This is a genomic window from Streptomyces sp. AA1529 (assembly GCF_000280905.1).
In the GTDB taxonomy this organism is placed as follows: Bacteria; Actinomycetota; Actinomycetes; order Streptomycetales; family Streptomycetaceae; genus Streptomyces.
Window position 1 is genome coordinate 16,198 of sequence record NZ_ALAP01000099.1, and the last position, 21,163, is coordinate 37,360.

Here is a 21,163-nt window from a genome sequence, read left to right on the forward strand (position 1 = left end):
CCCGCGACCCGGGCGGTGCGAGGCCCGGTACGGCCCGGGGCCGCGGGGGAGACCCGGCGGTTTCGGGCGCCCGGCGGGCGGGAACCGGTCCTGGGCCACCGCGCCGCCGCCCGAAGGAGCCCGCACGATGACCCGACCCCGCAGCCGACCGGGCTCGTCGAGCGGACAGCCCGGCGGACCACTGCCCCGGCACTGCGACGTCGTCGTGGTAGGCGCCGGCCTCGCGGGGCTGGCGGCGGCGCGCCGGCTGCGGGAGGCCGGAGTGGAGGCCGTCGTCCTGGAGGCGGCCGACGGAGTGGGCGGGCGCATCCGCACCGACGCGGTGGACGGCTTCCTGCTGGACCGGGGCTTCCAACTGCTCAACACCGGGTATCCGCAGCTCGCCCGGCAGGTCGACCTTGTCGACCTCGAACGGCTGCGGCTGCACGCCCTGCCCCGGGCGCTCCGGATCCGTACCGGTGGGCACTGGGCGAGGCTGAGCGATCCGCGCCGGCGGATGAGCGCGGTCCCCGGACTGCTGCGTGCGCCGATCGGCCCGTTCTCCGCGAAAGCCGCGCTGGCCGCCCACGCCGCCGCGGCCGCCTACCTGCCCGCGCGCGTACTCCTGCGCCGCGCGGACCTGCCGTCGGCCGCTGCCTGGCAGCGCCGCGGACTGGGCGGAGCGGCGACCGAGCGGGTGCTGGGCCCCTTCTTCGAGGGCGTGACCTGCGACCCCGAGCAGGAGACCTCCAGTCGCTTCACCGATCTGATGCTGCGCATGTTCGTACGGGGCCGGGCCGCCGTGCCCCGCGCCGGAATGCAGGCACTGCCCCGGCAGCTCGCCGACGGGCTCGACGACGGTGCGCTGCACCTGCACACCCCGGTCCGCGAGGTACACGCCGACCGGGTCGTGACCGAGCACGGAACTCTCACCGCGCGCGCCGTCGTCCTCGCCACCGACGCGGACGCGGCGCACGCACTCCTCCCGGACCTCGCCCCGGTGCGGTGGCGCGGGCTGACCACCTACTACCACCGCGTGCGGGGCCCGCTGGACGCCGACGCGACGTTCGTCGTGGACGCCGAGCCGTCCCCGGTGACCAACACCGTGCCGATCAGCGAGGCCGCCCCCACCTACGCGCCGCCGGACCAGACACTCGTGGCGACCACGGTCGTGCCCGGCGAGGGCGGCCGGGACGAGGAACGCCGCGTACGGGAGCGCCTCGCGCGGCTGTACGGCACCGGCTTCGGCGAGTTGGAGCCGCTGGCCACCTACGAGGTGCCCCGCGCACTGCCCTCCATGTCCGCGCCGCATCCCTTCCGGCGGCCGGTCGAGGTCGCCGGTGTCTTCGTGTGCGGGGACCACCGCGCCACCAGTTCGATCCAGGGCGCCCTGGAGTCGGCGCGCCGCGCCGCGGCCGCGGTCCGCGCCCGACTGGGCGCCCCGCGGCGGACCGCCCCCGCGGCACCCGCGGACGGCTGAGCCGGGCGCGCCGGTCCCGCCGCGCGGGCGCCGCCTGCCGCGGTCCGTCGCCCGACCCCGCGGAGCCGCACGGCCGCTCCGCGGAGCCGAACCGGTCCCGCGCAGCCGCACGGTTCACGGATGGGCGGGCACGCAGGTGCCGCGGATCGCCGCGTACGCGGCCGCCGCCAGGGCACGGCGGTCCCGCGCCGGGTGCAGCGCGGGATGCGGCGTGACGCGTACGGCCAGGTCCCGGGCGCTGATCACCCGGTGCAGCGAAGCGGCGAACGTGTCGTCGCCGAGGAAGGCCGCCACCGTGCTGGGCTCGCCGCACTGCCGGTAGCTGACCGTCACCGGCCGCACCGGTGCTCCGGCGTCGACGGCGGCCTGGAACAGAGCGCGGCGGAATCCGCTGCCCGACTCGGTGCACCACGTGGTGCCCTGCGGAAACACCAGGACCGAACGGCCCCCGCGCAGCACGGCCGTCACCTGCGCCACCGTGCCGGGCAGCGTGCGGATCCGGTCCCGGTCGATGAACTGCACTCCCGCGCGTTCCGCCAGGGGACCGAGCAACGGCCACTGCGCCACCTCCCGTTTGGCGAGCGCGGTCGCCGGTTCGACCGCCAGCAGCGCGAGCGCGTCCAGCCAGGAGATGTGGTCGGAGACGATCAGCGAACCCGTCTCGCCCGGGCGCGGTCCGGAGAAGGGTGCCGGGGCCTCCAGCGTGGTACCGAGCGCCCGGATCACCCCCCGGGCCCGGGTGCGCAGCACCTCCCCGCGGGCGAGGCGCGGACCGCTGGCCAGTCCCCAAAGCAGCGCCCCGGCCAGTGCCGTGTACCGGCTCGCCCGCACGGGGGCGGCCACCGGCGGCACCCGGTGCGCCGTGCACCGCACGGTGCAGGGGGAGGTCACCGTCCAGCAGTTCATCCCGGCTCCCCGAGGAAGTAGCGCTGGTAGCGTTCGTTCAACTGCTCCATGTCGAGCACCACGAAGAAGTCCGCGACGCCGAACTCCGGGTCGTGGGCGGGCGCTCCGCACACCCACGCGCCCAGCCGCAGATATCCGCGCAGCAGCGGCGGGAGCGGCGCGGAGCCGGGCCCGGGCGGTTCCGCCGTCCGCACCGGCCCCGACGGCCGCCACGGTCGGTGCGGGAAGACCTCCATGCCGGAGGGCGGCGCATGGCGTGCGGCGCACAGCGCCCACGTGTGCGCCGCGCTCCGTCCGCCGTCCGCCAGCGGTACCGAGGCGCAGCCCGCCAGGTAGCGGTGTCCGGACGCAAGCACGTAGCGGGCCAGCGCCGACCACATCAGGTTGATCACCGCTCCGGAGCGGTGGTCCGGATGCACGCACGACCGCCCGGCCTCGATCATCGACGTGCGGATCCCCGCCAGTGCCGCCAGGTCGAACTCGCCGTCCGCGTAGGAGTGCCGGACCCTTCCCGGGGGCAGGAGGCGGTAGGTGCCGACGACATCGCCCGTGGCGGTGTCCGTGACGATCAGATGGTCAGCGGCGGAGTCGAAGGCGTCCATGTCGAGGCCGGACGGGCAGGACCCGGCGGCGGCCCCCATCTCCTCGCCGAACACCTGGTGGCGGAGCCGCTGCGCGGCTCGCACCTCGGCCGCGGAATCGGCGACGGCCGCGGTGTAGGCGGCGCTTCCCCTTGCCGTGGATGAGGTCGTCATCGGTGGTGTCTCCTCAGCGGGCTCGTGCCCGGCCCGACGGACCGGGCCGTGCGGTGGGCGGGGCCGGATCCGTGCGGGCCCGGCCTTCTCGCAGCGGCACGGGACCCCGGTTCCCGGGCGGTGGGGCTCGCCCGGCGTCCTTCGGGAGCACGTCCCGCCGGGTCATGAGTAGCGCCGCGGGCGGGCCGGCCGATGGCCCGCAGGCGTCAGCCGCCTGAACCGGGGGTTCCGGCTCGGCGGGTGCCGCGCGGGGACGAGCCGCGCAGCCGGACCTCTCCGGGCGAACCGCCGCGTTTCGCGCGCCTCCCGGCTTCCCGGACGCTGCCGCCCGCCGCCCCCGATCCGGTGCGCCGCGCACGTGCGCGGCCGGCGCCGCGCGCCCACTCGGCACGCGCGTGAACGCCCGTGCCGTTGCGCGCCGGTGCCCGGCCGCCGGGGTGCGCGACCCGGGACGCCGAGGTGACCTCCGCTTTCGCACTCCCTGCCCCCGGCTTGTCACCTGGCGTGTGTGCGACTAGTGTCGCCACGCCTTGGTGAACGGGAAATCCGGTGCGATACCGGTGCGGCCCTCGCCACTGTGATCGGGAATGCCGGCTCCGGCCCTTGCGGGCAGCCACTGGGTCCTCGGACCCGGGAAGGCGGAGTGCGGGCGGTGTACCCGTGAGCCAGGAGACCGGCCAAGGCACGTCGTCCATCCACGAGGTGCTGGAGAGGGTCTGCTGAGCCATGCACATAGCCGAGGGTTTTCTGCCTCCGGCGCACGCGGTCGCCTGGGGCGTCGCGGCGGCGCCGTTCGTCGTCCACGGAGCCCGGTCCCTGACCCGTGAGGTCAGGGAGCATCCCGAGAGCACGCTGCTGCTGGGAGCCGCGGGCGCCTTCACGTTCGTCCTGTCGGCACTGAAGCTGCCATCGGTCACCGGCAGTTGTTCCCACCCCACCGGTACCGGTCTGGGCGCCATCCTGTTCCGGCCGCCGATCATGGCCGTGCTGGGCACCATCGTGCTGCTGTTCCAGGCGCTGCTGCTCGCGCACGGCGGACTGACCACGCTCGGCGCCAACGTCTTCTCGATGGCGATCGTCGGGCCGTGGGCCGGCTACGCGGCCTACCGGCTGCTGCGGCGCTTCGGCGCGCCGCTGATGGTCGGAGTGTTCGCGGGCGCTTTCGTCGCCGACCTGTCCACCTACTGCGTCACCAGCGTGCAGCTCGCGCTCGCCTTCCCCGACCCGAGCAGCGGCTTCCTCGGCGCACTGGGCAAGTTCGGTTCCATCTTCGCGGTCACCCAGGTCCCGCTCGCGATCAGCGAGGGACTTCTCACGGTGCTCGTCATGCGGCTGCTGGTGCAGTCCAGCAAGGGCGAACTGACCCGGCTGGGCGTGCTCCTGTCGGGCGGGCGGAAGCGGACCGAGACGGAGGCGACGGCACGATGAAGCGCAACACCAGGATCAACGCGCTGCTGCTCGTCCTCGTGGCGGCACTCGCCGTCCTGCCGCTCGCCCTGGGGCTCGGCGACGACAAGGAAGAGCCGTTCACCGGATCCGACGCGCAGGCCGAGACGGCCATCACCGAGCTGGAGCCGGACTACGAGCCGTGGTTCTCGCCGCTGTACGAACCACCCTCCGGCGAGATCGAGTCGGCGCTCTTCGCGCTGCAGGCCGCCCTCGGCGCGGGCGTCCTGGCCTACTACTTCGGACTGCGCCGGGGCCGCCGCCAGGGGGAGCAGCGGGCCGCCCGGGCGCGGCAGGCCGGCGAGCGCAGCGACAGCGGCGCCGACGAGTCCGCCACCGGGCGGGTCTGATCCGCTGTGCTGCCCATCGACGCGGCGGCGCACAGCAGCCGCTGGCGCCGCCGCCACCCCGTGGACAAAGCCGTGCTCGGGCTGGGGCTGACCGTCCTGGCCATCTCGCTGCCGCCCTGGCCCGGCGCCGCACTCGTGCTCGGGACGGCGCTCGCCGTGCTGCTGGGCCCGGCCGGGGTGCCGGCGCGCAGGCTCTGGCGGGCCTACCGGGTGCCGCTGGGCTTCTGCGTGACCGGAGCGGTCACTCTGCTGTTCCAGGTCGGCGGGCCGGACGCGTTCGTCTCGCTTGCCGACGGCGGCCCCGCCCGCGCGGGCGGGCTGCTGCTGCGCACCTCCGCGGCCTCGCTCGGCGTGCTCCTGTTCGCCTTCACCACACCGATGTCCGACCTGCTGCCGCGTCTGGTCCGGGCCGGGGTGCCCGCGCCCGTGGTGGACGTCGCGCTGATGACGTACCGCACCGGCTTCCTGCTCCTCGACTCCGTGCGCCGCGTGCGGGAGGCGCAGGCCGCCCGGCTCGGACACACCACCCGGTCCGCGCAGTGGCGCTCTGCGGCCGGGCTCGGCGCGATCGCTTTCGTACGCGCCTTCGACCGGGCGGCCCGGCTCCAGGCCGGCCTCGCCGGACGGGGCTACGAGGGCACCCTGCACGTCCTGGTGCCCGAAGCGCGCATCTCCCCCCGCTTCACCGCCGCGAGCCTGCTGCTGCTCGCCGCCGTCACCGCAGCCACCCTCGGATTGGAGAGCCCGCTGTCATGAACGAGTCGGCGCTGGTCGCCCTGCGGGGCGTGTCCTTCGCGTACGAGGACGGCCCGGTCGTGCTCGGCGCCCTCGACTTCGAGGTGCACGAGGGCCGCGCCCTCGCCCTCCTGGGCCGCAACGGCAGCGGCAAGACCACCCTGATGCGGCTGCTCAGCGGCGGGTTGCGGCCTCGGAGCGGGCAACTGGCGGTGGCGGGCGACCCGGTCCGGCACGACCGCAAGGGCCTCACCCGGCTCCGCACGGCCGTGCAGCTCGTCGTGCAGGACCCCGACGACCAGCTGTTCGCCGCGTCCGTCGCCCAGGACGTCTCCTTCGGGCCGCTCAACCTCGGGCTGCCCGCCGCGCAGGTGCACGAGCGCGTCCAGGAGGCGCTCACCGCGCTGGACATCGCGGCACTCGCCGACCGGCCCACCCATCTGCTCTCCTACGGCCAGCGCAAACGGGCCGCGATCGCGGGCGCGGTCGCGATGCGGCCGCGGGTGCTGATCCTGGACGAGCCGACGGCGGGGCTCGACCCCGACGGCCAGGAGCGGCTGCTGGCGACCCTCGGCGAGCTCCGGGACGGCGGCACCACGGTGGTGATGGCCACGCACGACGTCGATCTCGCGCTGCGCTGGGCCGACGACGCCGCGCTGCTCACCCCGGGCGGGGTGCGCTCCGGCCCGGTGGACGCCGTCCTCGCACGCCCGGAACTGCTGCGCGAGGCCGGTCTGGGACTGCCCTGGGGCATCGCCGCGCGGGAGCTGCTGCTGGCGTACGAGATGCTGGAGGACGCCGCGTCCGCCCCGCGCACCCCGGCCGAACTGGCCGCTCTGGCCGCCCTGCGAGCCGTCCCCCGGACCGCGGCCGAGGGGTGAGCCCGGCTCCCTCGACGGGTGCCGTCGGTGCCGCCCCGTAACTGTGGTGGTGGGGCGGGGAACGTCGTCCGGGGGCGTTCACCTGGGTCCATCGGCGGTTCGCCGCGGTACGGTGGCGACTCCGGGCCTCGCCTGAACGGCCGTGAACGGGGCTGGGCGAGACGGAATCTGAGACGGTCCTCGCTTCGTTGACCCGGAGCGAGACCGACGGGGCGACAGACCGCGAAGCGCCTCGTGCAAGTTGTCGTCGACGCCCCAACAGTCGACACGTCCATCGTTGTTCAGACTTCCTGGGTACCAGCCCTCGTCGTTGGCCGGCTTCACCAGACACAGCTCATGGAACGACAGGACGAATTCGGGTCGTCGCTCAGCGGTCGGGCTGGGTCGGCGCTGAGCCTTCTGTCCTTGCGTGCTCGCCGGCTGATCTCCAGTGCTTCCCGTCTCGCGCTTTCACGAGGTTGGTGTCGCGACGCTGTCGCGGTGCATGGCGTCGGCCTCGTACGGGGTACGGGGTGATCGGGGCGAGGGCGCGCCGGGTATCTGCATCCGGATGGTGTGTGCCACTGGTCAGAGGTACCGAACCGTGCGTCATTGGAAGCTCAGGCGGGCATAGTGCTGGGGTTCTCCTGCTTCATCTGCCCTGGGAGGAGCAGCCGTGAGTCAGTCGTCCATCGACCTTGTCCGCGCGGAGGCTGCGCGGTACCGCAACCGAGTAACAGCCTCCTACGGCGCTGCACTGAACGCGGAGGAGACCGCACTCGTCGGTAGGGCGGTGGCCAGGGCCGCTGCCCGCCGAGCCATCCATGAGGAGGTCACAAAAGAATGGTGGCCGCTTGCCATCCCGGGAGGGCTCCTCCTCGCCGCCGCGTTTCCCTGGATCATCCGGCTGGTGGCAGTCCACGGGCACGACGAGGTGTCCCTTGGGCTCCCCTGGCTCAACCATGTCATCAACACGCATGACGCCCCCGGGCCCCACTCCGCGTTCCGGTGGCTCGGCTTCGGCTTCCTTGTCGTGGCGGGCGTCATGATGCTGCGGACCCAGCATATGTACCTACGTCCGCCCCGCGGGCGGAGCCTGCACGGCGGACGGATGGCCTTACTCCAAACCCTCGGCCTCGGCCTCGTCTCCGTCTCTCTCTTCTTCTTCGCCTACTCGGGAGACGTCCACGGCGGACATTGGCCCACCGCCCGTGATGCCCTGGTGCGCTTGGCCGCCAAGGGCGCTCAGGCCGTGCTCTTGACCCTGGCAATCGTCCTGCTCGTCTCGGGCTGGATGTCGATGTGCTTCGCCCTGATCAAGTGGGTCGTCCGCCCCGTCCTGCGACCTTATGACCTGCTGCTCCTCGGCTTGGTCGACGTCTGCGAAGTCACGCACGCCCACCGCGGCACCTGGTTCCAGGAAGGCTCACGAAAGGCGGTGGAACGTGCCTTGGAGAAGGCGGCCCGCAAGGCGGAGACCGCACTGCCCGCGCGCCCCTTCCCAGACGGGCGCGGGCCAGCCCGGGCCGACACGTTGCGGCTGGCCGCCGTTATCCGGCAGCACCGGACGCCCATAGCCCGGGCCGGCGGTCCAGCCTCCTTCGACATCGTCACCGAGTCCCTCTGGGCTGGAGTGCTCGCGCTGATCGATGACGACTGGGAGACCCTGACCGCCGCGGCTCCGCCGGTGACCGCCCTCTCCCGGCTGCGCAGGATCGCGGCTGCGGTGTGGCCCCCGGTCGTCCTCCTCACCGCCGCCGTCGCGCTGCCCTGGATTCCAGCGGTGGCGCAAGCGCCCGACGTGGCGGACGGGGTGCGGGTCACCCTCATCATCACGGCCGTGCTCAGCCTCGTCCTTCCCCGTGATTCCTCCGCGAAGGCCTCGATCCTCGACGCCCTCAGCAAGGCCCTGTCCAGCCGCACTGAAAAGTAGACCCGGCCGCGCCGCTCCTTACCGTCACGAAACACCGAGGCTCGTTGCACCACCTCGGTTCGGGCACAACAGGCCCGCCCCATGACGCACGCCCGTGCGTGGCGGTCTCCGTGCTGAGCACGGATGCCGTGCGCGTGCTGCCGGGGAGAGGCTGTGACCACAGCGCGGCCGCGGAGTGACACCGGCCGACAGGACCCACGACGACGAGGACGGCCGGCCATGACCAGCACCAAGACCAGCGCCTACGAGGGATTCACGGCACAGGAGCGGGCCGCGATGAAGGAGCACGCGCAGGAGCGGAAGAAGGCGGCGCGCCGCGCCTCGCAGGCCGAGAAGGCCGCGGAGGCCGAACGGGACGTCCTGGTGAAGATCGCCGAGATGCAGGACTCGGACCGGGCCATGGCCGAGCGCGTCCACGCCGTCGTCACGGCCGCCGCACCGGTCCTCGCACCGAAGCTCTGGTACGGGATGCCCGCCTACGCGGTGGACGGAAAGATCGTCTGCTTCTTCCAGAGCGCGGCCAAGTTCAAGGCGCGGTACGCCACTCTCGGGTTCAGCGACCAGGCGCGGTTGGACGACGGGCCGATGTGGCCGGCGGGTTTCGCGCTGACGGAGGTGACGCCCGAGGTGGAGGCACGGATCGCCGCTCTCGTCGAGCGGGCGGTGAGCTGAGAGGCCCGCCCGGCGCACACCGGGCCGGACCCGGGCGGCCGGACGAACGGCGGGTCCGCCGACGCCGCGTCCGCGCCGCCCGCCCCCCCCGGGCGCGTGTCCCGGCGGCTACCGCGAGGCCGCGGGTGCCGCGAGGCCGAGGGCGGCGAGCGCGGCCGATCCGGCCGCCGCGTGCTCGCCTCCGGCGAGCAGCAGTGTGCGAGCCGACTGGTAGCGGCAGTCCGCCGCCTCGAACGCCGTGGCGATGGCCGGCAGCCGCTCCGGGGCCCCGTCCAGCAGCGCCTCGGCCCGGTCCACCTGGGCGGAGGCGACCGGGTTGCCGGCGACGGTGCGCCGGGCGGCCTCGACCCGCCGGCGGGCCTGCGGATCTCCGGCCAGCACCGCGGCCTCCGTGCGGAGCCCCACGTACCAGTGCAGCCAGATCCAGCAGACCCACTTCCACACCTGGTCCGGCTCCGGTGCCACCCGCTCCCAGGCCGCCTCCGCGGCTCCCTGGTGGAGCAGGACCACCGCGTCGCAGACCGCGCCGTAGCCGCGCCGGTACTCCTGCGGAGTGCCGGCCTCCTCGACGACGGCGAGCCACTCCGCCCGGGCCTCCGTGTCGCCCCGCAGTCCGTGGACCATCGCCACCGAGGCCGCAGCCGGCCCCAGCGAGGAGGACCGCTGCCGGCCGCTGCGCTCCCACGCGTCGCGGAACCGGACGCTGCCGCCGAGCACTTCGGAGCCGCGGCCCGCGAACGCGTCCGCGACCAGCAGCCAGGACGTGGCGTGATGGCCCACCTCGGCCAGCAGCGGCTGGTCCGCGAGCTGCCCGGCCCGGCGGCGGGCCTCCGGCAGCTCGCCCGCCCCCAGCGCCGTACCCGCGGCCATCGCCAGGGCGTCCACCAACTCGTGCGTGGCGGCCGGGGTGCGCGGCAGCGGGTCCAGCACCTCGATGCGGCGCCGCACCGCGGCGGCGGTGGCGAAGGTGTCCCCGGCCCAGCTCCGGGCGCCCGAGAGCGCGTCCAGAGCAGCGGACTCGGCCACCGGATCACCCGCCAGCCGGGCCAGCTCGACCGTCCGTTCGGCATATGCGGCCGTCTTCCGCACGAGGTTGTCCGCGTCTCCCTGGACCGCGCCGTACGCGTCCACCACCACCGCCGTCTCGGCCAGCGCGAGTGCCGCATCGTTCGCCGGGTCGCCCTGGGGGCACAGTTCCCGCGCCTCGGCGAGCAGCGCCTTCGTCTCGCTCACCGCCGGAATACGCGCGAACGTGCTGGAGAAGCGGTACGCGACGGTGGCCGCGGTGGCCAGGTCCCGGCCGGCGGCTGCGGCGTCCCCGGCCCGGCGGGCGGCCGCCGCGGCTGCCCGGTGCAGGCGGAACATCTGGTCCCCGCTTCCGCGGCAGCCGGCCACCCCGGCCGCGCTCCGCAGCGCCGCGGCCCCGGCAGCGTCCCCGGCGAGCCCGGCCGCCTGCTCGAACCGCTGCTGCGCCTCGTCGAGCAGATTGCGGGCGAAGGCCAACTCGGCCACGTACAGGGCGAGCCGGTGCGCGTCGGCGCGCCGCTCCGGCCGCTCCGCCGCCCAGGCCAGGGCCGCCCGCAACTCCTCGGCCAGGGCGTCGAACCGGGCGCTGCGGCCCTCGTCCGCCGAGCGGGCGAGTTCGCCCGCCGCGGCCAGGCACCAGTCCAGATGGCGGGAGCGGATCGCGGTCGACTCACCGGATTCCGCGAGCCGTTCCGCCCCGTACTGGCGGATCGTCGCCAGGGCACGGTACCGGGTGCCGGTCCCGGACCGCGCCACGGTCAGCAGGCTCTGCTCGGCGAGCCTGCCGAGCCCGTCGGCCACCCCGGCCGCATCCAGCGGTGCGGCCCCGGCCACCTCGGCCGCCGCCTGCGCGGTGAACGGCACGGCGAACACCGAGATCCGCCGCAGCAGCGCCCGGTCCTGCGGCTCCAGCAGCTCGTGGCTCCAGTCCAGCACGGCCCGCACCGACCGGTGCCTGCCGTCGGCGCGGGGGCCGCCGGACAGGATGCGCAGCTGGTCGGAGAGACCGGCCGTCAGACCGTCCAGCCCCAGCGTGGCCCACCGCGCCGCCGCCAGCTCGATCGCCAGCGCCATACCGTCGAGCCGTTCGCACAGGGCCGCCACCTGGTCGCCGGCCATCGGGTCGCACGCCCGGCCCACCGCCGCCGCCCGCTCCACGAACAGGGCCGCGGCGTCCGAATCGCCCCCGCCGACCCGCGAGAGCGGCGGCACCGGGAAGACCCACTCGAAGGGCACCAGCAGCCGGGCCCGGCTGGTCGCGAGCACCCGCACCCGCGGGCAGGCCACCAGCAGCCGCTCCACGAACGGCGCCACCCCGTCCGGGATCTGCTCGCAGTTGTCCAGCACCAGCAGCGCCTCCCGGTCGGCGAGCGCCGCCACCACCGTGTCCTCGACGCCGGAGCCGGGCTGCTCTCCCACCCCCAGGGCCGCGGCGACCGCCGCGGCCACCCGGCCCGGGTCGGTGACCGGTACCAGGTCGCAGAACCACACGCCGTCGGCGAAGTCGCCTGCGATCTCCGCGGCGACCGCCAGCGCCAGCCGGGTCTTGCCCACCCCGCCCGGCCCGACCGCGGTCACCTGCCGATGCGCCTCGACCGCGCCGGCCAGCTCCGCGCACTCCCGCGCGCGGCCGACGAACGCGGTCAGCGGCGCCGGCAGGGCGGGTGCCGGGCGGGACCGCCCGGCACCCGCCGACTCGCCCGCCCGCCGGGACAGGGCACGCCGGTCCGGCGCCTCCAGCTTCCGCAGCAGCGCCGAGACGTGCGATTCCACCGTGCGCACCGAGATGAACAGCCGCGCGGCGATCTCCGCGTTGCTGAGGTGCTGCCCGAGCAGACCGAGTACTTCGGCCTCGCGGGCCGAGATCACTGGAGTGGACACCGACTCATTATCCGTGGCGGCTTCCGTGGCCGGCACGGAGGTGGCCGCGACCACCTCCGGGAGAGGCTGCCGACACGGCGATCGGCCCGGGGCCACCGGAGCGATCCACCCGCGACCACAGGAGCGACCATGAGCGGCTCTGCCACCCTCGGCGTCAAGACCGTGCTGCACCCCGTGTCCGACCTGGCGGCGGCCAAGGCCGTGTACACCGCGCTGCTCGGTGTCCCGCCACAGAACGACAGCCCCCACTACGTCGGCTTCGATGCCGGGGGCCAGCACCTCGGCCTGATCCCGGACGGTGGCCCGCAGGGCCTGACCGCACCGCTGGCCTACTGGCACGTGACCGACATCGAGGCCGGGCTCGCCGAGGTGACCGCGGCGGGCGCCGTGGTGAAGGAGCCCGTGCACGATGTGGGCGCCGGCCGCCTGGTGGCCACTCTCGTCGACCCGGACGGCAACCTCCTCGGCCTGCTGCAGGACCGATGAGCGCCGCGCCCCGTACCCGCGCCCGGCGCCGCCGGGACACCGAGCACCGGCTGGGCGGCGATGTCGACGTCTGGGTCGCCAGCGCTTCGCCGGACGGTATCCCGTATCTGGTACCGCTGTCCTTCGACTGGGACGGCGAGGCCCTGTTGGTGTCGACTCCGGCCGGCAGCCCGACCGGGCGGAATCTGGCCGCCACCCGGACCGCGCGGCTCGGTCTGGGCCCCACCCGCGATGTGACCATGATCGAGGGGGTGGTGGAGGTGCTGGACCTCGACGCCCTGCCGCGGGAGCGGGCCGACCGGTTCGCGGCCCGCACCGGATTCGACCCGCGCGCCGCGGCCGCCTGCCACCGCTGGTTCCGCATCATCCCCCGCCGGGTGCAGGCGTGGCGCGAGGCGAACGAACTGCGCGGCCGTGAGCTGCTGCGCGACGGCGCCTGGCTGGAGTGACGGAGCGGCCTCGTGCGCCGGCCCGGCCGCCGACTCCGGTCGGCCGCCGGGGACACGGCCTCCGCCGATTCCCGCCGCCGGCCGACGTCCGGCCGGGTGCGGCACGTCCGGTCGTGCCGGACCGGATGTCGTGCGCCGCAACCGGGCCGCCTGCCGCCGCGGCCGCTGAGAGCGTGCGCGCGGCGGCCCGGGGTAAGTGGTGGCGCATGACTCAAAGCGTTCATGTCAAGGGTTCCGTGTCGTCCGGAAAGCCCCGCGGAGGGATGCTCCGCGCTCTCGGCAGGGCGTTTGCCGTACTGCTGGCCTTCGCCGCGATGGTGCTGTTCGCCGCGCTGCTCTCCCGCGCGACGCTGCAACCCTCGCAGGCGGCGGAGAGCCTGACGCACACCAACCTGCGGCCCGGTGCCTCGATCCGCGACTACCTGGAGCAGCCGGAGGTCTTCGCCGTCGTCCAGCAGCTGGGCGGGAACATCCTGCTGGGAGCACCCTTCGGTGTCCTGCTGCCGGTCATGGCACCGCAGTTGCGCGGCTTCCTGAAGGTGACACTCTGCACGGCCGTGGTGATGCTGCTGGTGGAGACCGTGCAGGGGGTGTGGGTGACCGGCCGGGCGTTCGACGTGGACGACGTGCTCCTCAACGCGACCGGTGCGCTGCTCGGATACCTCCTGGTGGGCCGCCGCCTCAGCCGTGCCGTCCACGTGCAGCGGCACTCCGCTGCGGCGTGAAGCCCGGCGGAGCATGCGCCTCCCGGGCGGGACAGGAGCGGCGGGGAGGCGGGGCTGCCCGCCTCCCGCCCCCGACCCGGGTTCAGAGCACCCGGCGCAGCCAGCCGTGGGTGTCCTCGGCGCGGCCGTACTGGATGTCCAGCACCCGCGCGCGCAGGGCCGCCGTCTGCTTGCCCGGCTCACCGTCGCCGATGGCGAAGGCGTAGCCGTCGCCCTTGAAGCCGACGATCGGGGTGACCACCGCCGCCGTCCCCGCCGCGAACACCTCCGTGACGGTGCCGTCGGCGGCTCCGGACCGCAGCTCATCCAGGGTGATCTGGCGCTCCTCGCAGGTCAGTCCGGACTCGGCGGCCAGGGTGAGGATGGTGTCCCGGGTGACCCCCTCCAGGATGGTGCCCAGCGCCGGGGTGATCAGCCTGCCGTCCGCGGTGACCAGGCACAGGTTCATCGTGCCCGACTCCTCCAGGTACCCCTCGCCCGCGCTGTCCAGATACAGCACCTGGTCGCAGCCGTGCTCCTCGGCCTCCAGCTGTGCGGCCAGGCTGCCCGCGTAGTTGCCGCCGCACTTGGCGGTGCCGGTACCGCCCTTGCCCGCCCGGGTGTAGGTGCCGCTGACCCACAGGGTCACCCCGGAGAGGCCGCCTTCGAAGTACGAGCCCGCCGGACTCGCGATCACCGAGAAGACGATCTCCTTGGCGGGCCGCACCCCCAGGAACGCCTCGGAGGCGAACATGAACGGCCGCAGGTAGAGGCTCTCCTCGTTGCTCGGCGTCGGCACCCAGGGCTCGTCGGCCCGGATCAGCTCCTCCACCCCCGCCAGGAAGTCCTCCTCGGGCAGCTCCGGCAGGGCCATCCGCCGCGCGGAGCGGGCGAAGCGCCGCGCGTTGGCCTCGGGGCGGAAGAGCCACACGCTGCCGTCCGCGTGCCGGTAGGCCTTGAGTCCCTCGAAGATCTCCTGCGCGTAGTGCAGCACGGCGGCGCTGGGGTGCAGCGAGAACGGCTCCAGCGGGCCGACCCGGTGGCCGTGCCAGCCGCGCCCGGCCGACCAGGTGGCCGTGGACATGTGGTCGGTGAAGAACCGGCCGAAGCCCGGCGCCGCGAGGATCTCCTGCCGCTCCGCCGGGGAAACGGGACTCGTCGTCCTGGTGAGGGGGAAGTCAGAGGCCACGGCCAACTCCTTACGCCGATGCGGCTGTCGCGGTGCGGGCACCGCCGCCGATGTTCGTGTCTGCCGACGCCGCACACCGACGTCACCCGGTCGATGTTAATGACCGTTAAGCGGTACGTCACCGAGGGGGTTCGCCGATTCCGCCCGCGACGGCGTGCAGCCCGCCGTCGGCGTGCACGATCTGGCCGGTGGTGTGTGCGGCGAGGTCGGAGAGCAGGAAGAGCACCGCGCCCACGACCTGCCCCGGATCGGTGCGGTCCCAGCCCAGTGGCGCCCAGCGCTCGTAGTGCTCGGCGAGCGCCTCGAACGAGCCGATGCCCTGCGCGGAGAGCGTCTCCAGCGGCCCCGCGGCCACGAGGTTGACCCGCACCCCGCGCGGACCCAGATGCGCGGCCAGATAGCGGGCCACCGCCTCCAGGGTCGACTTGAAGACGCCCATCCAGTCGTAGCCGGGCAGGGCCCGGGAACTGTCCACGGTCACCCCCACGACGCTGCCCCCGTGCTGCGAGGCGGTCAGCAGCGGGGCGAGGGCGGCCGCCAGACGCTGCAGCGAGTAGGCCGAGACCTGGAAGCCCCGCAGCGCGCCGGCCGCCGGGGTCTCCAGGAAGGCACCGCTCACCGCGTCGGCGGGCGCGTACGCCACGCTGTGCAGCACCCCGTCCAGGGCGCCCCAACGCGCCTGGAGCTCCTCGGCCAGGCGGGCGAAATCCCCCTCGTCGGTGACGTCGAGCTCCAGCACGTCCGGCTCGCGGGGCAGCCGGGCCGCGGCCTTGCGGGCGATCCGCGCCGTGCGGCCGAAGGAGCTGAGCACCACCTCGGCACCGGCGCGCTGCAGTGCGGCCGCCACATGCCAGGCGATGGACTCCTGGTTGGTCACCCCGGTCACCAGATACCGCCGGCCGGTGAGGTCGTACGTGCTCACGGCGCCCCCAGTACCAGCACACTGTTGTGGCCGCCGAAGCCCAGCGAGTTGGACAGCCCCAGTCGGCCGCGCGGCCCGGCGCTCAGCGTGCGGGCGGCCTGGATGTGCGACAGCCGCCCCAGCTCCGGGTCGGGCGCGGCCAGGCCGAGAGTGGGCGGGGCGAGCCGGTCGCGCAGCGCGGCCAGGGTGACGATGGCCTCCACCGCGCCGCCCGCACCGAAGAGGTGGCCGGTCGCGGCCTTGGTGGAGGAGAGCGGTACCGACGGCAGGGCCGCTCCCAGGGCCAGCTCCAGGGAGCGGATCTCGGACGCGTCGTTCAGCGGGGTGCCGGTGCCGTGCGCGTTGAGGTAGCACAGGTCCTCGGGGGCGGCACCGGCGTCGGCCAGCGCCTGCGAGACGGCGTGCGCGGCCGGCGCGCCGTCCGGTGGCGGGGCCGTGACGTGGTGGGCGTCGGAGCCGGCCCCGTAGCCCCGGACATGGCCCAGGACGCGGGCGCCCCGGGCACGGGCCCCGGCCGCGTCCTCCAGGACGAGGACTCCCGCGCCCTCGCCCATCACGAAGCCGTCCCGGTCCGCACTGAACGGGGCGCAGCGCCCGGTGGGGGAGAGGGCGCCGGCCTGGGCGAAGGACTCCCGCACCAGCGGCACGCAGGCGGCCTCGGCGCCGCCGGCGAGCACCGCCCGGGCCTCGCCCCGGCGGATCGCCCCGGCGGCGAGACCGATGGCCTGGGCGCCGGCTGCGCAGGCCCCGGAGGGAGCGGTGGACTCGCCGCGGATGCCGTAGCGGCGGCTGAGGCTCGCTGCGGCGCTGTTGGGCATCATCAGCGGCACCGTCAGCGGGCTCGCCGTCCGCGCCGCCAGGACCTCGGGGCCACCGCCCAGGCCGCTGCCGATCACGCAGCGGACGTCCTCGGCCGGGTAGGGGAGTCCGTCGTCCCAGCCCGCCTGCCGCACCGCCTCGTCGGCGGCGACGAGGGCGAACTGTGCGAACCGGGCGTTCCGCTTGCGGTCGCGTGCCGTCAGGTGGTCGCGCGCGTCGAAATCCGTGCACCGCGCCTCACCGCCGTCGATCCCGGTTCCGCCCGCGACCAGCCGCGAGACGAGCCGGGCGGCACCGACGCCGAGCGGGGTGACCGCACCGACGCCGGTGACGGCGACCGCGACCGTCAACGCGCGGCCGCTTCCACGACCCGCCGGGCGAGCTGGTCCACGGTGACCTCCGCCAGTTCGGGCCGCGGGATGGTGACGCCGTACTCCCGCTTGAGGGTCGACATCAGCTCCGCTGCGTCGAGCGAGTCGATGTCGAGATCGTCGAACCTGGCGTCGGGCGTGAGGGTCTCCTCCTCGACTCCGGAGTCGACCAACTCCGTGCGGATCAGGTCCCGTACGGTCTCGACGGTGACGGGTTCGGCCATGGCTGCTCCTTGGTGTGGTGCGGTGCTGTGTCGGGCGAGCGGAAGGAGGGGGCGGGAGAGGGCAGGGCGGCGGTGCCGCGGGTCGGTCGGGCGGGCCTCAGCGGGCGAAAGCGGGGGCGTGCGACTGCGCCCAGTACCACTGGCGCCAGTAGCTCTCGGCGAGGTCCAGCCAGGTCTCCAACCGCTGCACGCTGTCGAGGAACCGGTGGAAGCTGACCATCAGCCAGCTGTAGACGGCCTGGCTGTCGCGGCAGCCGTCGCAGTCGCCCGAGGTGCAGCAGAACTGCAGGGTCTCGTAGTCGGCGCCGTACACGGCGAAACCGTCCAGCACCGGATTGCCGTTGGCCACGCGCTGCTCGTGCTCCGGCAGGTCGACGCTGATGCTGGGGCACACGTCGTAGCCGAACCGGCCGCCCCAGTGGGTGCGCCCGGTGATCAGCGTCTCGATGAAGTACGGGTGCGCGACCACGGCCTCCGGATATGCCTCCGCGACCCGCAGCGCTTCGGCGAGCGTGCGCTGCTCGTCGTCGATCCGCAGCGGACTGTCCGAGCCGTGCTCGCTGTAGAAGTTGAACGTCACCTGGTTGCCGTTGTCCCGGATCGCCCGCACCGTCGGCTCGATGTACGGCAGCCCCGCCTCCGAGAGGGCGAAGACGAACGTGACCCTGGGATCGTCCCGGTAGTGGCCCAGCGCCTTCTCGAACAGCCCGGTGAAGGAGGAGCCGTTGGGCCGGTGCGCGCGCAGCTCGTCGTCCAGTGGCCCGCCGCCGAACAGGCTGATGCCGACGGCCACGTTCTCGAAGCCGTCCATCGGCAGCGGACGCAGCCCGTTGGTGGAGATCGTCAGATACGGCAGCTGCTCGACGAAGGGGCGCACCCGGTCCAGCACCAGGGTCGGCTCGCCGCCGATGAGTGTCGCCTGGGTGACCCCGTCCGCGGCGAGCTTCTCCGCGAAGGCCCGGATCAGGCCGGGGTCGGAGGTCTCCCGGACCGCCGTGTCGAAGCCGCCCTCGAAGTACCAGCAGCCCTTGCAGCGGATGTTGCAGGTGGTCGTCAGATGCACCTCGCATCCGCGCACCCGCGTCCCCATTCTGCGCACGTCCTTCAGCCGGGCCGCGAGATCCGGGCGGTCGGCCAGATGCCCCCGCAGCCGTGCCTTGGCCTCCGCGCGGGAGGGCGGGCGCGGGGTGATGTGTACTGCTGTGGTCATGGCTGCCTCCCGGCTCATTCCGGCACGCGCAGGCCCAGGTTGGCGACTCGCGGACCGACCTTCTGCCGCCACAGCTCGATCGCCTCGCCGTTGGTCGTCCTGCGCAGCCCGTAGCGCACCGCCAGCTTCGAGCGCTTGGTGTTCGCACTGCCGAAGATGCCCACGAACATCGGCCACAGCCGCTCCAGCGCGGCCTGTAGTTCGGCGCGGCCCTCCTCGGTGGCGGCGAGGTTGCGGCAGACCCGCGCGCCGTGCGCGATGTGGATCTTCTCGTCCAGGATGATCGTGCGGACGGCCTCCGCCCATGGCTTGTAGCTGCTCTCCGCGAACTCGCGCAGCATCACCATCGCGGTCTCCTCGCCGATGTAGGAGTACACCCCCCGCTCGGCCCACGTGGTGCAGGAGTGCATCCGCTCGTCCGCGAACAGCATCCGCTCGGAGACCGCCTGGGTCTCCATGTAGGTGGTGTCGATGCCGAGATCGGCCAGCACCCGCTTGCCGATCTTGTAGTGGTCGTACTCCTCGGCGGCCCGCTCCGCGCACACCTGGCGTTCCTCGGCGTCCGGCGCCAGCGGCAGGAACATCTGTACATAGTCGTCGCCGCCCGAGAGCTCACCCTCGGTGTTGATGGTGACCTGACTGATCAGCATCTTCTGGTAGTCGCGGGGCATCCGGTGGAACTCGTCCGGGGTGCGCACCACGACTTCCTCGTCGTCCAGGACCGCGATCGTCATAAGCGACCTCTCAGCTCTGCCTCGTGCCGACGTGCGGGAAGCAGCACGATCGCGACAGCCGCACGACGCGGCGCACGGCCCGAACCGACCCCCCGTTGTCCCTCGAGCACACAGTGCCACAACGCGCGCTGCCAGGAACAGCCTTGACATCCAGGACCGGGATATGGATGTCTTGAACCAACTGGACGCTGTGCACGGGAAGTTCGACCGACCGGCGCGGGGCTGGAACCGCGGCCGCCACCTGCTAGCGTCGCGGCCGATGTCAACTTCCCAGCAGTCGGACGCTCACCCGCCCGGCGCGGCAGCGGAGGCGCCCGCCGGGCCGCTGCGCCGCGCCATGGAGACGATCCGCGCCCTGCGCGGCGAGCTGGCCGCCTTGCGGGGAGCGCAGCGGACGGCCGTCGTCGGCACCGGTCTGCGCGCCCCCGGCGGCATCGCCGGCCGCGACGCCTACTGGCAGGCGCTGGCGGCGGGGCAGGACCTGGTGGGCGAACTGCCCGAGCAGCGCCGCCGCGCCTTCCCCGGCGGCTGGGAAGGGCTGCTGACCCGCGGTGGCTATCTGCCCGACGTCCTCGGCTTCGACGCCCGCTTCTTCGGCATCTCGCCGCGGGAGGCGCGCAGCCTCGACCCGCAGCACCGGCTGCTGCTGGAAGTGGTGTGGGAGGCGTTCGAGGACGCCGCCCTGCCCCCGGAGGACGTCGCCGAGCGCACCGGGGTCTACGTCGGCATCACCGGCCAGGACCACCGGCTGTGGGACGAGGGCGAACCCAACGCCTCCTGGCTGATCGGCAACGGCCACTGCTTCGCCGCCGGCCGGCTCGCCTACACGCTCGGCCTCCGGGGCCCCGCACTGGCGCTGGACACCGCGTGCTCGTCGTCGCTGGTGGCGGTGCACACGGCCTGCCGGGCGCTGGCGGCCGGAGACTGCGACGTGGCCGTGGCCGGCGGCGTCAACCTGGTGCTCGCGCCCCGGTCGACGGCGGAGATCCAGCGCACCGAGGCGCTCTCGCCCGACGGCCGGTGCCGCCCCTTCGACGCGCGCGCCAACGGGTTCGTCCGGGGCGAGGGCGCCGGTGCCGTCGTGCTCAAGCGGCTGGCCGACGCCGAGCGCGACGGCGACCGGATCCTCGGGGTGATCGAGGGCAGCGGAGTCAACCAGGACGGCCGCTCCTCCGGGTTCACCGCACCCAACGTACTGGCCCAGCAGACCCTGATCGAGGGCGTTCTCACCGCGGCCGGCCTCACCGGCGCCGACATCGGCTACCTGGAGGCGCACGGCACCGGCACCCCGCTGGGCGACCCGATCGAGATCGAGGCCGCCCGGGCCGCCCTGGACTCGCCGGGGCGCAGCTGGCATGTCGGATCGGTCAAGGCGAACCTCGGCCATGCCGAGGCCGCCGCCGGCATCCTCGGCCTGATCAAGGCGCTGCTCTGTCTGGAGCGGCGGCAGATCCCGCGCCAAGCCCACTTCGAGACGCTCAACCCCCGGATCCGCCTGGACGGCAGCGGTCTGACGGTACCGGCCGAGACCCGGCCCTGGGAGCCGTCGGCGGGCCGGTGCGCGGCCGTCAGTTCCTTCGGGATGAGCGGCACCAACGCGCACGTCGTCCTCTCCCGTCCCACCGCCGGGCCCGTACCGGCTCCCGCACCGGCCGCCGGATTCCCGGTGTACGCGCACACCGAAGCGGCCCTGCGCACCCTGGCGGGCCGGTACGCGCGACGACTGGCCGAGTCCGGGGACGGCGCGTCCGCCGGGGACGGATACGCGGCCTTCGCCACGACCGCGCAGCACGGGCGCACCCGGCTGCGGCGGGCCGCCTGGATCACCGCGGCGGGCTCCGAGGAGGCCGCGGAAGCGCTGCGCGCCCTCGCGGCGGGCCGGGACCATCCGCGGGTGCGGATGCTGGAGACCGCCGAGCACCCCCCGCCCGGCAGCGCGGACGGCACCGCCCAGGAGCGTCCGGTCCGCGCGGGCATGACCGCGCTGCCGGGCTACCCGTGGGAGCGGACGACCTACTCCAGCCGCTGAACG

At 74.2% G+C, this 21,163-nt stretch carries 20 protein-coding genes and 1 riboswitch; of the genes, 11 read left to right on the forward strand and 9 right to left on the reverse strand.

Going from position 1 to position 21,163, the window contains the following annotated elements:
- Positions 1 to 127: 127 nt before the first annotated feature.
- On the forward strand, positions 128 to 1,459 hold the full coding sequence (locus A949_RS35030) for an NAD(P)/FAD-dependent oxidoreductase (protein ID WP_019359608.1): 1,332 nt from the start codon (positions 128 to 130) through the stop codon (positions 1,457 to 1,459).
- A 114-nt stretch (positions 1,460 to 1,573) separates the two neighbouring features.
- Here the strand turns inward: A949_RS35030 and A949_RS0129250 are convergent, their stop codons facing one another.
- Together A949_RS0129250 and A949_RS0129255 are read right to left on the reverse strand one after the other, a co-directional pair.
- Complete coding sequence (locus tag A949_RS0129250) at positions 1,574 to 2,365, reverse strand: lysophospholipid acyltransferase family protein (RefSeq protein ID WP_019359609.1); 792 nt, start codon at positions 2,363 to 2,365, stop codon at positions 1,574 to 1,576.
- Positions 2,362 to 3,120 carry a GNAT family N-acetyltransferase gene (locus tag A949_RS0129255; RefSeq protein ID WP_019359610.1) on the reverse strand — a complete coding sequence of 253 codons (759 nt, stop codon included), beginning with the start codon at positions 3,118 to 3,120 and terminating at the stop codon, positions 2,362 to 2,364. Before A949_RS0129255 ends, A949_RS0129250 begins: the two co-directional genes overlap by 4 nt.
- 514 nt (positions 3,121 to 3,634) lie before the next feature.
- A riboswitch (cobalamin riboswitch) is annotated at positions 3,635 to 3,816 on the forward strand.
- Positions 3,817 to 3,846: 30 nt separating this feature from the next.
- Between A949_RS0129255 and A949_RS0129260 the strand changes: the two genes are divergently transcribed.
- From A949_RS0129260 to A949_RS0129285, 6 genes are all read left to right on the forward strand, one after another.
- Positions 3,847 to 4,548 (forward strand): energy-coupling factor ABC transporter permease, encoded by a 702-nt coding sequence (locus A949_RS0129260; protein WP_019359611.1) that lies wholly within the window; start codon positions 3,847 to 3,849, stop codon positions 4,546 to 4,548.
- Positions 4,545 to 4,916, forward strand: a complete 372-nt coding sequence (locus A949_RS0129265; protein ID WP_019359612.1) for an energy-coupling factor ABC transporter substrate-binding protein — start codon at positions 4,545 to 4,547, stop codon at positions 4,914 to 4,916. The genes A949_RS0129260 and A949_RS0129265 overlap by 4 nt, the downstream gene beginning before the upstream one ends.
- A 6-nt stretch (positions 4,917 to 4,922) precedes the next feature.
- The gene (cbiQ, locus tag A949_RS0129270; protein ID WP_019359613.1) at positions 4,923 to 5,672 is read left to right on the forward strand and encodes a cobalt ECF transporter T component CbiQ; all 750 of its coding nucleotides are present in this window, start codon (positions 4,923 to 4,925) and stop codon (positions 5,670 to 5,672) included.
- On the forward strand, positions 5,669 to 6,532 hold the full coding sequence (locus A949_RS0129275; protein WP_019359614.1) for an energy-coupling factor ABC transporter ATP-binding protein: 864 nt from the start codon (positions 5,669 to 5,671) through the stop codon (positions 6,530 to 6,532). Before cbiQ ends, A949_RS0129275 begins: the two co-directional genes overlap by 4 nt.
- 655 nt (positions 6,533 to 7,187) lie before the next feature.
- The gene (locus A949_RS0129280) at positions 7,188 to 8,444 is read left to right on the forward strand and encodes a hypothetical protein (protein WP_019359615.1); all 1,257 of its coding nucleotides are present in this window, start codon (positions 7,188 to 7,190) and stop codon (positions 8,442 to 8,444) included.
- Between the two features lie 219 nt (positions 8,445 to 8,663).
- Entirely contained in the window at positions 8,664 to 9,116 is a 453-nt protein-coding gene (locus tag A949_RS0129285) for an iron chaperone (protein ID WP_019359616.1), read from the forward strand.
- A 108-nt stretch (positions 9,117 to 9,224) separates the two neighbouring features.
- Here the strand turns inward: A949_RS0129285 and A949_RS39560 are convergent, their stop codons facing one another.
- Positions 9,225 to 12,023, reverse strand: coding sequence for an ATP-binding protein (locus A949_RS39560; protein ID WP_037708121.1), 2,799 nt, complete (start codon positions 12,021 to 12,023; stop codon positions 9,225 to 9,227).
- Positions 12,024 to 12,152: 129 nt separating this feature from the next.
- On the opposite strand from A949_RS39560, the gene A949_RS0129295 reads away from it, so the two are divergent.
- The 3 genes from A949_RS0129295 (at position 12,153) to A949_RS0129305 (ending at position 13,683) form a co-directional block, all read left to right on the forward strand.
- Positions 12,153 to 12,509 (forward strand): VOC family protein, encoded by a 357-nt coding sequence (locus A949_RS0129295; RefSeq protein WP_019359618.1) that lies wholly within the window; start codon positions 12,153 to 12,155, stop codon positions 12,507 to 12,509.
- Positions 12,506 to 12,958: a pyridoxamine 5'-phosphate oxidase family protein gene (locus A949_RS0129300; protein WP_019359619.1), complete on the forward strand. Its 453-nt coding sequence runs from the start codon at positions 12,506 to 12,508 to the stop codon at positions 12,956 to 12,958. The genes A949_RS0129295 and A949_RS0129300 overlap by 4 nt, the downstream gene beginning before the upstream one ends.
- Positions 12,959 to 13,221: 263 nt before the next feature.
- A complete protein-coding gene (locus A949_RS0129305) occupies positions 13,222 to 13,683 on the forward strand; it encodes a VanZ family protein (protein ID WP_019359620.1) in 462 nt (153 codons plus the stop codon).
- A gap of 82 nt (positions 13,684 to 13,765) precedes the next feature.
- Here A949_RS0129305 and A949_RS0129310 read toward each other — a convergent pair whose 3' ends face one another.
- From A949_RS0129310 to A949_RS0129335, 6 genes are all read right to left on the reverse strand, one after another.
- Positions 13,766 to 14,851, reverse strand: a complete 1,086-nt coding sequence (locus A949_RS0129310; RefSeq protein ID WP_019359621.1) for a branched-chain amino acid aminotransferase — start codon at positions 14,849 to 14,851, stop codon at positions 13,766 to 13,768.
- Positions 14,852 to 14,969: 118 nt separating this feature from the next.
- Complete coding sequence (gene fabI, locus A949_RS0129315) at positions 14,970 to 15,773, reverse strand: enoyl-ACP reductase FabI (protein ID WP_019359622.1); 804 nt, start codon at positions 15,771 to 15,773, stop codon at positions 14,970 to 14,972.
- Entirely contained in the window at positions 15,770 to 16,942 is a 1,173-nt protein-coding gene (locus tag A949_RS0129320; protein WP_019359623.1) for a beta-ketoacyl-[acyl-carrier-protein] synthase family protein, read from the reverse strand. The genes fabI and A949_RS0129320 overlap by 4 nt, the downstream gene beginning before the upstream one ends.
- Positions 16,939 to 17,187: an acyl carrier protein gene (locus tag A949_RS0129325; RefSeq protein ID WP_019359624.1), complete on the reverse strand. Its 249-nt coding sequence runs from the start codon at positions 17,185 to 17,187 to the stop codon at positions 16,939 to 16,941. Before A949_RS0129325 ends, A949_RS0129320 begins: the two co-directional genes overlap by 4 nt.
- A gap of 97 nt (positions 17,188 to 17,284) precedes the next feature.
- On the reverse strand, positions 17,285 to 18,397 hold the full coding sequence (locus tag A949_RS0129330; protein WP_019359625.1) for a radical SAM protein: 1,113 nt from the start codon (positions 18,395 to 18,397) through the stop codon (positions 17,285 to 17,287).
- 14 nt (positions 18,398 to 18,411) lie between these two features.
- Complete coding sequence (locus A949_RS0129335; RefSeq protein WP_019359626.1) at positions 18,412 to 19,131, reverse strand: Phenylacetic acid catabolic protein; 720 nt, start codon at positions 19,129 to 19,131, stop codon at positions 18,412 to 18,414.
- A 259-nt stretch (positions 19,132 to 19,390) separates the two neighbouring features.
- Here A949_RS0129335 and A949_RS0129340 point away from each other — a divergent pair, with 259 nt between their 5' ends.
- Positions 19,391 to 21,160 carry a beta-ketoacyl [acyl carrier protein] synthase domain-containing protein gene (locus A949_RS0129340; RefSeq protein WP_237735939.1) on the forward strand — a complete coding sequence of 590 codons (1,770 nt, stop codon included), beginning with the start codon at positions 19,391 to 19,393 and terminating at the stop codon, positions 21,158 to 21,160.
- The last annotated feature ends 3 nt before the right edge of the window (positions 21,161 to 21,163 follow it).